11 protein-coding genes are annotated in these 14690 nt (G+C 61.2%); 9 read left to right on the forward strand and 2 right to left on the reverse strand.

Annotated elements, in window-relative coordinates; genetic code table 11:
• The first annotated feature begins 95 nt into the window (after nt 1-95).
• The 6 genes from FJV83_RS31390 (at nt 96) to FJV83_RS31415 (ending at nt 8253) form a co-directional block, all read left to right on the forward strand.
• Entirely contained in the window at nt 96-1436 is a 1341-nt protein-coding gene (locus FJV83_RS31390) for an adenylate/guanylate cyclase domain-containing protein (protein WP_095789806.1), read from the forward strand.
• Between the two features lie 157 nt (nt 1437-1593).
• Nucleotides 1594-3489, forward strand: coding sequence for an ABC transporter ATP-binding protein (locus tag FJV83_RS31395; protein ID WP_142886980.1), 1896 nt, complete (start codon nt 1594-1596; stop codon nt 3487-3489).
• Nucleotides 3486-5384: an ABC transporter substrate-binding protein gene (locus FJV83_RS31400; RefSeq protein WP_142886981.1), complete on the forward strand. Its 1899-nt coding sequence runs from the start codon at nt 3486-3488 to the stop codon at nt 5382-5384. Before FJV83_RS31395 ends, FJV83_RS31400 begins: the two co-directional genes overlap by 4 nt.
• Before the next feature lie 2 nt (nt 5385-5386).
• Nucleotides 5387-6385, forward strand: a complete 999-nt coding sequence (locus FJV83_RS31405) for an ABC transporter permease (RefSeq protein WP_095775245.1) — start codon at nt 5387-5389, stop codon at nt 6383-6385.
• Nucleotides 6382-7563: an ABC transporter permease gene (locus tag FJV83_RS31410; RefSeq protein ID WP_095775246.1), complete on the forward strand. Its 1182-nt coding sequence runs from the start codon at nt 6382-6384 to the stop codon at nt 7561-7563. Before FJV83_RS31405 ends, FJV83_RS31410 begins: the two co-directional genes overlap by 4 nt.
• Nucleotides 7564-7773: 210 nt before the next feature.
• Nucleotides 7774-8253 (forward strand): class I SAM-dependent methyltransferase, encoded by a 480-nt coding sequence (locus FJV83_RS31415; protein ID WP_095789774.1) that lies wholly within the window; start codon nt 7774-7776, stop codon nt 8251-8253.
• A 46-nt stretch (nt 8254-8299) separates the two neighbouring features.
• Here FJV83_RS31415 and FJV83_RS31420 read toward each other — a convergent pair whose 3' ends face one another.
• The gene (locus FJV83_RS31420) at nt 8300-9715 is read right to left on the reverse strand and encodes an adenylate/guanylate cyclase domain-containing protein (protein WP_095775248.1); all 1416 of its coding nucleotides are present in this window, start codon (nt 9713-9715) and stop codon (nt 8300-8302) included.
• A 204-nt stretch (nt 9716-9919) separates the two neighbouring features.
• Here FJV83_RS31420 and FJV83_RS31425 point away from each other — a divergent pair, with 204 nt between their 5' ends.
• From FJV83_RS31425 to FJV83_RS31435, 3 genes are all read left to right on the forward strand, one after another.
• A complete protein-coding gene (locus FJV83_RS31425) occupies nt 9920-10744 on the forward strand; it encodes a hypothetical protein (RefSeq protein ID WP_095789773.1) in 825 nt (274 codons plus the stop codon).
• Nucleotides 10745-10817: 73 nt separating this feature from the next.
• Nucleotides 10818-11342 carry a GNAT family N-acetyltransferase gene (locus tag FJV83_RS31430; protein ID WP_095775249.1) on the forward strand — a complete coding sequence of 175 codons (525 nt, stop codon included), beginning with the start codon at nt 10818-10820 and terminating at the stop codon, nt 11340-11342.
• Nucleotides 11343-11439: 97 nt separating this feature from the next.
• The gene (locus FJV83_RS31435) at nt 11440-12825 is read left to right on the forward strand and encodes a hypothetical protein (RefSeq protein WP_142886982.1); all 1386 of its coding nucleotides are present in this window, start codon (nt 11440-11442) and stop codon (nt 12823-12825) included.
• Nucleotides 12826-12837: 12 nt separating this feature from the next.
• Here FJV83_RS31435 and FJV83_RS31440 read toward each other — a convergent pair whose 3' ends face one another.
• Nucleotides 12838-14601 carry an adenylate/guanylate cyclase domain-containing protein gene (locus tag FJV83_RS31440; RefSeq protein ID WP_142886983.1) on the reverse strand — a complete coding sequence of 588 codons (1764 nt, stop codon included), beginning with the start codon at nt 14599-14601 and terminating at the stop codon, nt 12838-12840.
• Nucleotides 14602-14690 lie beyond the last annotated feature (89 nt).

The following is a 14690-nucleotide window of genomic DNA, read 5'->3' on the forward strand; positions in this document are numbered from 1 at the left end:
TCTTCGCCGGCTTTGCCGCCGAAGCCGGTTTCATTCACTTCGAGGGTCTGGGGGATCAAAGGAGATGGCTCGTCTTCGACGGGTTTCGAGATAGCATGAGCACAGCGCAAGCAGAAATTTCCACCATTCTCATGGACAAGGTTGCCGATTGGCTGACCCAATCGGCGCTGGCCGGCAACGACCTGGAAACATTGGTACAAGGCTTTTGTGAACGGCTGGCTGCCGCCGGCCTGCCGCTGAAGCGGGTGCATTTGAGTTTTTCGATGCTTCATCCGCTTTATGATGCGCTTGGCTTCACCTGGCTTCGCGGCCAGGGCATGGAAATGGAAGGCTTCCGCAAGGAGAGCGGCGTGCATTCCGACAGATTCCTGACCAGCCCATACTACCATCTGCTCAGCAACAAGCTCGACCATCTGCGGCGCCGGTTGAACGCGTCGGTGCCCTCCGAGTTTCCTGTTTTCGATGAACTCAAGCTTATGGGCGTCACCGATTACATGGCTTTCGTCCATCCCTTCAACGGCAACACCGGTCAGGGTATGTTGGGGTCCTGGTCCACCGACAGTGCCGCAGGCTTCAGCGACAGCATGATTTCGGCGCTGCTGCGAATCCAGAACCATCTCGCTATCGCAACCAAGATGGCGGTACTCACGAAGCTCGCCGACAACATGATGACAACTTATCTCGGCGGCGACGCCGGCAGGCGCGTGCTCGACGGCCAGATCAAGCGCGGCGAGGGTGATACAATCCGGGCCGCGCTGGTCATGGGCGACATGCGCGGGTCGTCAAGACTTGCCGAGACCTCCGGCCGCGAAGTCTATATCGATACGCTGAACCAGTTTTTCGACGCCGTTGCTGCACCGTTCAATCGCAAAGGCGGGCAGATCATGAGTTTCATAGGGGACGGCTTCATTGCCGTCTACCCTTGCGAAAGGCACCGCTCGCAGTCCGAGATCGCCTGCCAGGCTGCTCTTGCGGCAGCGCGCAAGGCCAGCGCACGCATGATGGATCTCAATCAGCGCAGAAAGAAGCAGGGATTGGGCCATATAAAATTTGGTATCGGCCTGCATGTCGGCAATGTGATGTTCGGCAATGTCGGGCTTACCGACCGGCTGACATTTTCTGTCTTCGGCTCGGCTGTAAACGAGGTCCAGCGCCTCCAGACCCTGACCAAGAAGTATCCGCACAGCGTTCTCGCCAGCAAGGACTTCGCCAGCTATTGCGGCGCCGACAGCTGGCTGACGCTCGGCAACGAGGAACTGGCGGGCATCAAGCAGAAGCTGACGGTGCTTTCACCCGATCTGTCGGGTGCTCTCGCACTCGATGAAGATGCTGCGCTGGAGCCGATTCACGATCGAAGATCGGAAGCCGAGCAGCTCATGCTGCTTCATCGCGATGCCGCCCGGCTGTCGGAGGGCGACCGGAGGAAGCTTCAGTAACCGCCACGATCCGATCCGTACGCCTTGCTGTGCAGTCCATCGCCGGCTCCGCCTCTGGCGACCGTTTCGAATCCACGTTGCTCTAGGCTGGCAATGCGCTAGTCTTAATTTCTGGGCCTGCCGCCTGGCAGGCCTCCAGAGTGGGGCTGGTGTGAGAATGAATACAGGCGTTGACCTGCTGCGGATCGAGGATGTTGGCATCTCATTTGCCATTATCGGGGGACCGTTACATGCCGTCAGGCGTGCAAATCTTCGCGTCCTGCCCGGCAAGGTTACCGCGCTTGTGGGCGAGTCCGGTTCGGGAAAATCGGTTCTCAGCCAGGCAGTGATGGGCATTTTGCCGAGGACAGCCCATGTTCGCGGCCGTATCCTGTTTTCCGATCCTGAAAAGCCCGGCACGACGCAGGACATCCTGCAGATGCCGCGTGACGGACCCGAAATCCGGGCGCTGAGAGGCAGCCGCATCGGCAAGATCTTTCAGGAGCCGATGACATCGCTGTCGCCGCTGCACACGATCGGCAACCAGGTCAGCGAATCCCTGCAGATTCATACGCCCATGGCTCGGGCGGAGCGCAAGGCGCGGACCGAGGAAATGCTCGGCCTTGTCGGCTTTCCCGATCCCAGGCGTGCCTATGACATGTACCCTTTTGAACTTTCGGGAGGATTGCGTCAACGCGCCATGATCGCGATGGCGCTTATCTGCCGGCCCGCCCTGTTGATCGCCGACGAGCCGACGACGGCGTTGGACGTCACCATCCAGGCGCAAATCCTGCAATTGCTGCGCGGGCTTCAGACCAAACTGAACATGGCGATGCTGCTGATCACGCACGACCTCGGCGTGGTCGCCAATGTCGCAGACGAGGTGGTGGTCATCTACCATGGCGAGATCATGGAAGCGGGACCTGTCGAGGCGATATTCCGCCGGCCAAGTCACCCTTACCTGAAGGGCCTGATGGCAGCCGTTCCACATTTCGACCTGAAGCCTGGCGAAAGGCTAAAGGCGCTCCGCGACGTGCCGGTCAATGTCGGGAACCTGCTCGGCAAGCAGACGGCGCCGGCATCGAAGGGGCCGGACGACATCCTGCTTTCGGTCAGGGATTTGATAAAGACCTTCACCACCCGCAAGTCCGGCTGGTTCGGCGGAGATCATCAAACCCTTGTTCGCGCCGTGGACGGCGTGAGCTTCGATATCAGACGGGGTGAGTGCCTGGGTCTGGTTGGCGAAAGCGGCTCCGGTAAAACCACCGTCAGCAAGATCCTCATGCGGGCCGTCACCCCTAGCGGCGGCTCTGTGATCTTCAACGGCCGCGATGGACCGATCGACGTCTTGGAGGCCGAGAGAGGCGCCTTGCGCATGCTGCGTGCGAAAATCCAGATGGTCTTCCAGGATCCGGTTTCGTCGCTTTCACCTCGCATGACGGTGGAGAACATCTTGAGCGAGCCGCTGGAAATCCATCAACGTGGCAATGCCGCGTCCCGACTGGCCACGGTCAAGAGCCTGATGCAGGCAATCGGGCTCGATCCGCGCTTCATCAAGCGTTATCCGCACAGTTTCTCCGGCGGGCAGCGTCAGCGTATCGGCATCGCGCGCGCGTTGGCACTGGGGCCCGAACTGCTGATCTGCGACGAACCGGTTTCGGCGCTCGATGTCTCTGTCCAGGCGCAGATCCTAAACCTTCTGAAGGACTTGCAGAAGGAACTGGGCCTGACTTACCTATTCATATCCCACAACCTGGCGGTCGTGGACTACATGGCCGATCGCATCGCGGTGATGTGCGGCGGGCGTATCGTCGAGCTTGCGCCGCGCGAAATTCTGCTTAGGAAACCGGTCCACCCCTACACGCGCTCGCTGGTCGCCGCAGTCCCTTTCCCCGATCTCGACAGGCCGATGGATTTCAAGACGCTGAAGCTCAGCGGCGCTTCGGACACCAGCGCATGGGGACCGCAATTCCGCGACGAGGGCGACGAGGACAAGTTGTCGCCGCTCGATCTTGGCGGCGGCCACCTCGTGCTGGCCCGACGTTCGGCCGATGTGAGCGAGCTACGCCATTGATCAGCCGGCGCACCGTCCTTGGCCTCATGGCTTCGGCATTTCTGCCGGGCACGTCGCGCGCCGGCGATCTGGAGCCGGAATTTCTTCAGCCGCAGTTGAAGGCCAGGGCGCTGCCGGCACTCGCCGAACGCCTGCCCAAGAGCCCGCGCGCGTTGAATCTCGCTGCGATGGGCCGGCAGCCCGGCCAGTATGGCGGCACGCTGCGCACGATCATCGGCAGCCAGAAGGATATCCGGATGATGACGATCTATGGGTATGCTCGCCTGGTCGGCTATGACGACAAGCTTAACATGCAACCCGACATTCTCGAAAGTTTCAACGTAGCGGATGACCGCGTGTTCACTTTCAAGATACGGGAAGGACATAAATGGTCCGACGGTAGCCTGCTGACGCCGGAGGATTTTCGCTATTGCTGGGAGGATGTCTGGCTGAACGATGAGCTTTCGCAAGGCGGGCTCGCCCCGGCCCTGCTGGCGGACGGCAAGCCGCCTCGCTTCGACATCGTCGATCCGTTGACGGTCCGCTATAGTTGGGATGCGCCCAATCCCGACTTCCTGCCAAAGCTCGCCGCTGCTTCGCCTCTACCGCTTGTTCTGCCGGCCGCCTATCTCAAGCAGTTTCACAAAAAATACCAGGATCCATTCCGGCTGGCCGGTCTCATGAAGGAGTACCGGGCCAAGAAATGGACGCTCTTGCATATCCGCATGTCTCGGCAGTATCGCCCGGAGAACCCGGAGTTGCCGACGCTGGATCCTTGGCAGAACCGGACCAAGCCGCCGGCTGAGCAGTTCATTTTCGAGCGCAACCCGTTCTTTCATCGAATTGACGAAAATGGCCGGCAACTGCCCTATATTGACCGGTTTGTCATGAATGTCAGTTCGTCGGCGATCATTTCCGCCAAGACTGGTGCGGGCGAGAGCGACCTGCAATGCATGGGAATTGACTTCGCCGATTACTCCTTCCTGAAGGACGCGGAGAAGCGCTACCCGGTGAAGATGCATCTGTGGAAACGCACGCAGGGCTCGCGGCTGGCGCTGCTGCCCAATCTGAATTGTGCCGACCAGGTGTGGCGCGGCCTTTTTCGTGACGTGCGCGTGCGCCGCGCGCTTTCGCTCGCTGTGGACAGGCGCGAGATCAATTTGGCCGTGTTCTACGGATTGGCGCAGGAAAGTGCCGATACGGTCCTGCCGGAGAGCCCGCTCTACCGGCCGGAATTCGCGAAAGCCTGGGTCGCCCACGATCCCGACAAGGCCAATGCGCTGCTCGACGAGGTCGGGCTTCAGACGCGTGACGATGACGGCTTGCGGCTACTTCCCGACGGACGCCCGGCGCAGGTCATCGTGGAAACGGCCGGCGAAAGCACCCTGGAAACCGACGCGCTCGAACTCATCACCGATCACTGGCGCAAGATCGGCATTGCTGTGTTTATCCGGACTTCGCAGCGAGACATCTTCCGCAGCCGCGCACTTGGCGGCGAGATCATGATGTCGATGTGGTCGGGCATCGACAACGGCGTGCCGACCGCCGACATGAACCCGTACCAGTTGGCCCCCACCATCGACGACCAGCTGCAATGGCCGCTCTGGGGTGCTCACTACTTGTCTCATGGCACGGTCGGTGAAGCGCCCGATCTTCCGCCTGTGGTCGAGCTGATCGCTTTGCTCAAGCGCTGGAACGCATCAACCGAAGCCGCGGAGCGCGCCGAAATCTGGAATTCAATGCTATCGATCTACACCGATCAGGTGTTTTCAATCGGGACGGTGAACGCAACGTACCAGCCGGTTCTGGCGTCCTCGCGGCTGCACAACCTGCCTGACAAGGCGCTCTACGGCTACGACCCGACTGCCTATTTCGGCGTCTATATGCCCGATACATTCTGGCTTGGAGAGACCTGAGCGTGCTTCGATATATTGTCTGGCGCATTGCCGTAATGGTTCCAACGCTGCTGGTCATATCGGCGCTGGTGTTCACGATCATCGAACTTCCGCCAGGCGACTATTTCGACAGCTATGTTGCCGAGCTTCGAGCTCAGGGCGAAGCGGTGGATTCCGATCGCATCCAGATGATGCGCAAGGAATATGGTTTCGACCAGCCGCCGGTCATTCGCTACTTCTACTGGGTCGGCGGGATGCTGCACGGCGATTTCGGCTATTCCTTCGAATATGAGCTGCCGGTTCGCGACGTCGTCGGGGACCGAATGTGGCTGACCGTACTGGTTTCCTTCGTCACGATCATCTTCACCTGGCTCATCGCCTTTCCGATCGGCATGTACTCCGCCACGCATCAATATAGCTGGGGCGACTACGGCCTGACTTTCTTCGGCCTTCTCGGCCTTGCCATTCCGAACTTCATGCTAGCGCTGATCTTGATGTATTTCGCCAACATTTGGTTCGGCACGTCCATCGGCCATCTCATGGACCAGCAATATCTCGGAGAGCCGATGAGCTGGGCCAAGGCGAAGTCGATCCTCGCCCATCTCTGGATCCCGGTCTTGATCATCGGCACCGGGGGCACGGCAAGCATGATCCGACGGCTGCGCGCCAATCTGCTTGATGAGCTACACAAGCAGTATGTCGTGACCGCGCGCGCCAAAGGCCTTCATCCCTTCAAGGCGCTGGTCAAATATCCGCTGCGCATGGCGCTCAATTTCTTCATTTCCGACATCGGCTCTATCCTGCCGGCCATCATCTCCGGCGCCGAAATCACCGCGATCGTCCTGTCCTTGGAAACGACCGGGCCGATGCTGATCAGGGCGCTGCAGAGCCAGGACATGTATCTGGCGGGGTCGTTCCTGATGTTCCTTGCCTTCCTGACGGTCATCGGTGTCCTGATTTCCGACCTGGCGCTGGCGCTGCTTGATCCACGAATTCGTTTGCAAGGCGGCAGCACCAAATGAACACACCTTCGCCGCTGCCCGCTCCAGGTGCTCCACTGCAACACTACGTTTCCATCGCGCCCTTTGACCTGGAGTCGGTCGAGGCGATGACGCCGGAGCAATCGAAGGTCTTTCAGGCGTCGCAGTTGCGGCTGATGTGGTGGAAATTCCGAAGGCACCGGCTTGCCGTTGTTTCCGGCATATTCCTGGCAGCGCTTTATTTCGGGATACTGATCTGCGAGTTCCTGGCGCCCTACAATCTGCACACGCGCAACATGGACTACATCTATTCGCCGCCGCAGGGGGTGCACCTGTTCCACAACGGCCAGTTCGTCGGGCCATTCGTCTATGGCCGCCACATGACGCTGGATATGGACACACTCAAGCGAAACTACATCGAGGAGCAGGATGATGTTCAGCGGATCCGTTTCTTCTGCAAGGGCGACAGTTACCGGTTCTGGGGCCTGATCGAAGGTGACAGGCATTTTGTCTGCCCTGCCGAAAACGGCCAACTCTTTCTCGCCGGCACCGACAGGCTGGGGCGGGATGTGCTCTCTCGCATCATCTATGGCGCACGCATTTCACTGACAATCGGCCTCGTCGGCATCATTTTCAGCTTCCTGCTCGGCATAGTCATCGGCGGACTGGCCGGCTATCACGGCGGTCTCTTCGACCTGATCGTTCAACGGATAATCGAAGTTCTGCAATCGATCCCCAGCATTCCACTATGGCTGGCTCTGGCGGCGATCATGCCGATAACCTGGAGCCCGATCCTGATCTACTTCGGCATCACCGTCATCCTCGGGCTGATCCACTGGACCGGACTGGCGCGGGCCGTTCGTTCGAAGCTTCTAGCCCTGCGCGAGGAGGATTACGTTCTGGCCGCGCAATTGATGGGCGCCAACAGCAGCCGCATCATCGGGCGTCACCTCATTCCCGGCTTCATGTCGCATTTGATCGCGACGGCGACGATCTCCATACCGGGCATGATCCTTGGCGAGACGGCGCTGAGCTTCCTCGGGCTCGGCCTGAGGGCGCCGACAACCAGCTGGGGCATCCTGCTCACCGAGGCACGCAGCGTCAGCGTGATCGCATTCTATCCATGGCTGCTTTTGCCGATGCTCCCCGTCATTCTCGTCATCTTGGCGTTCAACTTCCTCGGCGACGGCTTGCGGGACGCCGCAGACCCCTACAAGTGACATCGCTACTCCGCCGCGCGCCGGCCGCCGGCTCCACCCGGTATGATCCTTGTCGGCTGCCTGCTCGGTTGTTGCGGTGTCCATCGTTCGCCTCTATATGCGGCGAGACTCGATCGGGGCTTGACACGTCGCCCCAGGGTTTCACCCGCGACCCGTTCTGGTCGCGGGCATCGCGGATCTCTTTAGCTGGTTGAGGACACACAAACGCACATGAGTCGCCTTGAGAATTTCATCAGCAGGATGACCGCACAGCGCGACATTCTCGACCAAGTCTGCGTCGAGGTGGCGAAGATGGAGGGGCTCGTGCTCGAGCTGGGCCTCGGCAATGGCCGGACGTTCCATCATCTGCGCGAGCGCCTACCCGGACGCCGGATCGTGGTGTTCGACCGCGAAGTGGGCGCACACGCCAGCTCAATTCCCGAAGCTGAAAACCTCGTGCTCGGTGAGATACGCGAGACAGCGAAGAGGTTCATCGGCATCGATGCCGCTCTTGTTCATGCCGACATCGGCACCGGCTATGACGATCGCGATGCAGTGACCAATACCTGGCTTCCCGATCTGATTGCGCGAATGCTTCGCGTCGGCGGCTTCGCGGTCAGCGGCACACCGCTCGATCACCCGCAGCTGCAACGCCTCCCGCCGCCAACCTCGGAGCCCGCTGATCGTTATTTTCTCTCCAGGCGCGTGTGAGGGCGGAGACGAGTCTTCAGGGACCAAGTCTTCAAGGACCAAGTCTTCAAGGAATCGTATATACTGCTATTTCCCGCTCAATGCCGCGCAGCGAGACTTCGTGAGGCACGGGCGTCAGCGCGTTCCTGCGCAACAGATCGGCGGTGAGATCGTCGTCGACCACAGCACGAGTGGCGAAGATCGCCTGTGCGTTGGCAAGGTTCTGGACCCGCGAAGCAATGTTGACCGTCTGGCCGAAATAGTCCTGTCGCTCGTTCATGGACACCGCGATGCAGGGGCCGGCATGGACCCCGATCTTGAGCAGCAGATCCTCGCGCCCGCTCTTGTCATTGAGCGCACGCATGGCATCGCGCATCCTGAGGGCCGCAGCTATCGCGCGATCAGGCGTCGCGAAGGTCGCCATCACCGCATCGCCGATCGTCTTCACCACCGCGCCTGCCTCCGCCGCGACGATCTCGTGCAGCACCTGGAAATGCGCGCGTACGAGATCGAAGGCCGAAAGGTCGCCCACCCGCTCGTAAAGCGCGGTCGATCCGCGCAGGTCGGTGAACAGGAAGGTCAGGCTGGTGATCTTCAGGCGCTGGTTGATGTCGAGCGTATCCGCGCGATAGAGATCGCGGAACGTCTGGTTGGTGAGCAGGCGCTTGGCGGTGAGGAAGGGCCGGCGTTTGCCGAGGAGATCATGCAATTGCTGGCCAGCGATGAAGACCGTCGGCAGCACGCGGGTGTCGGTCCTGTTTTCCAGCAAAATGCGCAACGGGCCGGGTTGCATCTCCAGCGTCTGGTTCTGGACATGGTCGCGGTCAAAGACCAAGGAGAGGCTTCGGCGCTCCTTTGTTGGTTCGCCCTTGACGTCGATGAACTGCGCTGAGTGGGTGACCGGCTCGAACACGATGATGAATTGGGACGGAAGCTGTATGGGCAGAACCGCCTTTTCACCGGGCGCAAGCTCGATATCCTCCAGCGAGAACGCTTCAATCTTTTTCGCGAAATCCTCATCCGGCAGATCGACGCCGGACGCCCAGTAGATCTGGCGGAAATATTCCACCAACGGCAGTTCGTGTGGATTGTGGGCGGCAATCCTGCGCATGCGGGGACTGACGGTGAATGTCACCTCGACCATCTCGTCGAGGGTCGGCGAATAGCCCTCGGCGCACAGCGCGCAGGTGTATTCTTCCTTCTGCATGGTTTTCAGCGTTGCATTGGTGTCGAGCACGCCGCCACAGCCGGGACACAGAACATTCCAGGAAATGTCAAAGATGCCCACCCGCGCCGCATGGAGAAACGCGCCTATGGTGCGTTCCTCGTCGAGGCCATGCTTGCTGGCGAAGGCTGGCGCGTTGATGCGGCAAAGTTCGCGGTCCTTGCCCTCCGCGATTGTTCGCTTGATCGCGTCGATTGCCTGTGGATCGACATCGGTCGATTGCCGCAGAAGCGAGAACAGGTCCTGAGCTTCGTTCATCGTGCAGGCTCCGGAAAATGCACCCCCGCGGCGTGTTGACCGGACCGCTCTTTGATCCGGGTGTTCTATTTTACTTCGAAACGGACCGTATGGCCATTCGAGTAGATAAGCCGGGTGACAATTCATTTCCATTCGGCCGATTTTCAACAGCCACAAGCGGCACTATGATGGGTCATGGGGCATTCATCTTTGGGACCGTCTCCCATGCCGACATCCGACAACCCGCCATTTCCCGCGGCTCTGCGCCTTTTCTCCGCAGGGGTTATCATCGTCCTGATCGTCGGCGCAGGCCTGTTTTTCGCGCCGGCCCTGGTCAAGCCGCGCTGGCCCTGGCCAGTCACGCCATTCAGTGCCCGCTTCCTCGGCGGCTTCTACACCGCCGAAATGGCGGTGATGGTGGCGCTCTTGTTCTGGAACCGCTGGTCGCCCGGCAGGCTGGTGCTCGTCATGGCCTTCATATTCACCGTCATCGTGTCGGCGGTTTCGTTGATCAATCTCGGCTATTTCAACTTCGATCGGAAAGCGACCTGGCTCTGGTTCCTGGTCTATCTTGCCTCGGCCACGGTATCCGGGCTGTTCCTGTGGCAGGCCAGGGCCCGTCCTTCAGCGAAAGGCGTGACTTTGAATCCCGCATGGCGCGGCTACATGTTGGCGGAAACGACGATCCTTGGACTCTATGGCGTCGGCATGCTGCTGTTTCCCCTGATGGTCAGCCGCACCTGGCCATGGTCGGTCGATCCCTTCCACGCCCAGGTCTACAGCGCCATCTTCCTCGCTGGCGCTGGCGGCGTATATCTCGTCTGGAAAAGCGCGCCGCGCGAAGAACTGCTGGTGCTCGGCCTGGCGCAGTTTCTGGTCGGCCTGCTTGCCATCCTTGGCCTCGTCATCACCGACGCCGCCGTGCACCGGATCGGCTGGACGGCGACCGGGACATTGTGCTGGCTCGCCCTTTTCGGTTGGATCGGCGTCAGCGGCGCCTTCAAACTCTACGGCGCCTTCCGGTATTTCAGCGCGCAATCGGCATCATAGGTTGTAGAGACGGCTGGATTTTCAGGTGCAGTCCGGTGCATCGTGCCGAGCCTCTTGCCTTCACCGGAACGCCATGACCAGCACCACCTCGCCATCCCCCGAGAAGATCCAGCCGCAAATCCGGTCCGTCCGGCCAAGCGATGCGGAGGCGCTTTGCGCCATCTTCAACATGCCGGGCTTCCGCGAGGGCACGCTCAGGATGCCCTTCGAGAGGGTGGAGCAGGTGGAACGGCGCATCGCCAAGTCCGGCCAGGAAACCACCTGGATCGTTGCGGAATTGGACGACAGGGTTGTCGGCCATGGCAGCCTGGTCGTGCAGGGTTCGCCGCGCCGTTCGCATATCGGCGAGATCAATATCGGCCTTGACGATGCCTTTGTCGGCAAGGGGATTGGCTCGGCCATTCTTGGCGCGTTGCTTGACGTGGCCGACAATTGGCGCGCCTTGAAGCGGGTCGAATTGACCGTCTATGCCGACAACGAACCGGCCATCCGTCTTTACGCAAGCCACGGCTTTGAGGTCGAAGGCCGGCATGTGAAGGCCGGTTTTACCAACGGGCGGTACCACGACCTCCTGAGCATGGCCCGGCTGCGGTTCTAAGATCCGCTGTCTGGCCTCAACCGTTCAGCCAGTCCAACAATTCGTGCCGAGTCTGGTCTCCCTTGGCGTTTGCACCGCAAGCGGCTAGACGGGACCAATGACTGCCGTCCTTGACCCTACCTCTGCGCCTCCGGCGGACATTCTGGCTGTGCTGTCGCTGCTTTGCCCGGAAGTTGTGCGTGACATTGAGCAGAACTGGAATGCACCGGTTTCCGAATACGCCCGCCATCTGTGGCGGCCCTTGCCAAGGCCTGCATCAAGCCCGGCGATCGCTGCCCGCTCAATCCTGCGCGACGTCCTGCAGCAGCGCCTCGGGGTGATCATGCAGCCTGAAGAGATCGGCAAGGCCCTCGAAGAGTTCGAGCACAGACCGGTGATTCAGTCAGGCCTGCACTGCCTGCTTCTGATGGACCGGATCACCTTCGACGCCCACCTGCTTGCCTGGCTCGGCGCGGTCGAAAACGGGCTGTCCGTCTTCTTCAGCTTCATGGGAACGACGATGACCATGGAGACAGTTGGCCGGGAGGGGCCGGGATGGCTCGATGTCGGCGAGGACAAGGTCAACCTGTTCGGCATGGGGCGCCACAAGCTGTGCCGCAAAAGCGCCTGCGCGGCCGGTCCCGTCACCCTCAACACGAGCGCGCTCGAAGCGGTGGGCAATGAGACGGACGCCAGTCGTTGGCTGGGCACACTGCTCGCCAGCCAGGACAAGGTGTTTGCAACCGCCGCCGATGCGCTCACAGAGCTCAACGAAGACCTAGTCGCCAGTTGGGATCGTTCCGGCATGGCCCTGCCGGTTTTCATCGATGATCGGCTCGCCGCGGCTGCCATGGCTCGGCATCTGGAATATGACGGCAGCCTCCTGTCCAGACTGCTCATTGAGCCCGCAAGGCGCCAGCGTCTCGACCGTGCCTTGCAAGAGGCCGCATCGACCCCATTTGGCAGATTCCTGCCCAATGCCACGGCTTATTTCTGGGGCATCCGCGAGGAGCGCGTGCGCAAGCTCGTCCTCGAGAACGGGCACCTGATCGAGCCTGACAGGCCGCATGGTCTTTCCATCCCGTTCGAGCGGCCGCATCTCAGGCAGGCGCTGCTGGACGGCGTTCTGCTGCCGAACTTGTTCCTGATGTTCCTCGTCCTCGCCATATTGCCGCGCGTGCGGGTTGTGGGTGGCCTGAGACAGATTGGTTATGTAGCGCTTTTCCACTCGATCCTACTGGCTGCGCTAGATGAAAACGCGCCGGAAGAGCGCGATCTGGCTGCGGAGCTGCAGGTTCGGGAAAATGCCTGGGGCATGCGGGTCATCGATGAAAAGATCTCGGTCCGCGAGCAGCTTGCCGGCCTGCCGGAAGGGGCGCTTTTCCCGGAACTGCTCCGGCAATACCGATTGCGGACATTTGCCGAGACGACCGACGACCTGAAACTGGTTCGCGAAAACGCTCGATGGCGCAAGATCGGCCAGGCTGGGATCAAGGCGACCTGACATGGCCTCCTGTCATTGCACGACACCGGCCTTGCGGAGCCCGTCCACCACGAGTTCGAAATCGGCAGGGTTCTTGTAGGGCAAGACCTTGCGACGGTATTCCAGCGAATAGTCGGGGTTGAGGCGAAGCACTTCCTGCCATGCCGCGCGGGCCTCGGCGAAACGGCTGAGATGGCCGTAGCAGGCGGCCAGAAGCGCGCGAGAGACGTCGGTGACAGCGTTGCGAGCCAGCCGTTGCAGCAAGAGGTCAACGGCCTCTTCGTACCTTCCCAGTTGGAACGCCGCCAAAGCCTGGAAATGCAGAAGCACATCTGGAAAGTATGGATTCAAGGTCTTCGCCCGGGCGAAACTCTCGACGGCCTCCTCGGGTCTGCCCGAATAGTACAGCGCCTCGCCGAGGATGACGTGCCCTTCCGCGAAGTTCGGATTGAGGACGATCGCGCGCTCGGCCTCGTCGATGGCCCCATCGTGCTGTCGTGTGTACAGCTTGGCTATAGCCAGCGCCCAGTGCGCCCAGGGATCGCTGCCATCCAGCGTTACCGCTCGCGTTGCGACCTCTTCCGCCTGCGCCATCGATTCCGGCGGCGAGGCACTCCACCTATTGAGGTAGTCGAGTCCGTGCGTGAGTGCGAGGAAAGCGTGGGCAGAGGCAAAGTTCGGGTCCAGGTCGATGGCACGTTGCAAGACGTCGCGGGCTGCGACGTTGGTCTCCTTCGTCAGCCGGTGCCACAGCTCCCGGCCCCGCAGGAAACAGTCATACGCCTCTGCGTTGCGCGGATGCTCGGGCGCCAGCCGCTGACGGTCACCCTCGGTCAGATTGAGCGCCAGCGCACCGACGATCTGCTGCGTCACGTCGTCCTGCACGGCGAATATGTCGGTCAGCTCGCGATCGAACCGCTCCGCCCAAAGATGGCCGCCCGAGGTTGCATCGATGAGCTGCGCGGTGATGCGCACCCTGTTCCCCGACTTGCGTACGCTGCCCTCAAGCACATGCCGCACGCCGAGTTTCGCGCCCACCTCCTGCACATGGACGTTCTGGCCCTTGAAGGTGAACGACGAATTGCGCGCGATGACAAAGAGCTGCGACAGTTTGGACAGCGCCGTGATGATGTCTTCGGAGATGCCGTCGGCGAAGTAGTCCTGTTCGGCGTCACCGCTCATGTTGGCGAACGGCAGGACAGCGATCGACAGCTTCGGCGGCGCTGCCGTCGCCGGCCGGCCCGTCGCGGTTTCCGGGGTCGCCTTAGTCCCGGCGCCGACTTGCAGCGAATAGACCCGGATGGGCTCGGCGATGTTCTTGAGCTGCGTGCTGCCGAGATCGCTGACCGAGAGGTCCAGCCTCGCCTTGACCTGGCGATAGGCATCCTCGGACAGGCAGATGGCGCCGGGCGCCGCGACGCCCTCCAAACGCGAGGCGATGTTGACGCCGTCGCCCATCAGGTCGCCGTCGCTCTCTTCGACCACATCCCCCAGATGGATGCCGATCCTGAACTCGATGCGGCGGTCCTGCGGCACGCCGGCATTGCGCTCGACCATACCGTTCTGAACCTCAACGGCGCAGCGCACGGCATCCACCACACTACGGAACTCAACCAGCGCCCCATCCCCGGTGCGCTTGATCACCCGCCCGTTGTGCACGGCGATGATCGGATCGATCAGGTCGCTGCGCAGGGCCCGCAACCTCGCCAAGGTACGATCCTCGTCCGCGCTCGCGAGCCGGCTGTAGCCGACGACGTCCGCGGCCAGGATTGCGGCCAGCTTGCGATTCTCGCTCATCGGTCCGTCTCCTCGTCCCCACAATAGCAGGAAGACAGAGGGGAAGAGGGAACTTTCGCAAAGGACGCAGCCGCCCGAATCGGCAGCGC

The sequence above is a fragment of the Mesorhizobium sp. WSM4307 genome (assembly GCF_007003945.1).
Classification (GTDB): Bacteria; Pseudomonadota; Alphaproteobacteria; order Rhizobiales; family Rhizobiaceae; genus Mesorhizobium.

Coding starts and splice junctions, on each gene's coding strand:
- FJV83_RS31440 (WP_142886983.1), bottom strand. CDS start 14,601: ATGAGCGAGAATCGCAAGCTGGCCGCAATCCTGGCCGCGGACGTCGTC.
- FJV83_RS31430 (WP_095775249.1), top strand. CDS start 10,818: ATGACCAGCACCACCTCGCCATCCCCCGAGAAGATCCAGCCGCAAATC.
- FJV83_RS31435 (WP_142886982.1), top strand. CDS start 11,440: ATGACTGCCGTCCTTGACCCTACCTCTGCGCCTCCGGCGGACATTCTG.
- FJV83_RS31425 (WP_095789773.1), top strand. CDS start 9,920: ATGCCGACATCCGACAACCCGCCATTTCCCGCGGCTCTGCGCCTTTTC.
- FJV83_RS31390 (WP_095789806.1), top strand. CDS start 96: ATGAGCACAGCGCAAGCAGAAATTTCCACCATTCTCATGGACAAGGTT.
- FJV83_RS31415 (WP_095789774.1), top strand. CDS start 7,774: ATGAGTCGCCTTGAGAATTTCATCAGCAGGATGACCGCACAGCGCGAC.
- FJV83_RS31395 (WP_142886980.1), top strand. CDS start 1,594: ATGAATACAGGCGTTGACCTGCTGCGGATCGAGGATGTTGGCATCTCA.
- FJV83_RS31420 (WP_095775248.1), bottom strand. CDS start 9,715: ATGAACGAAGCTCAGGACCTGTTCTCGCTTCTGCGGCAATCGACCGAT.
- FJV83_RS31410 (WP_095775246.1), top strand. CDS start 6,382: ATGAACACACCTTCGCCGCTGCCCGCTCCAGGTGCTCCACTGCAACAC.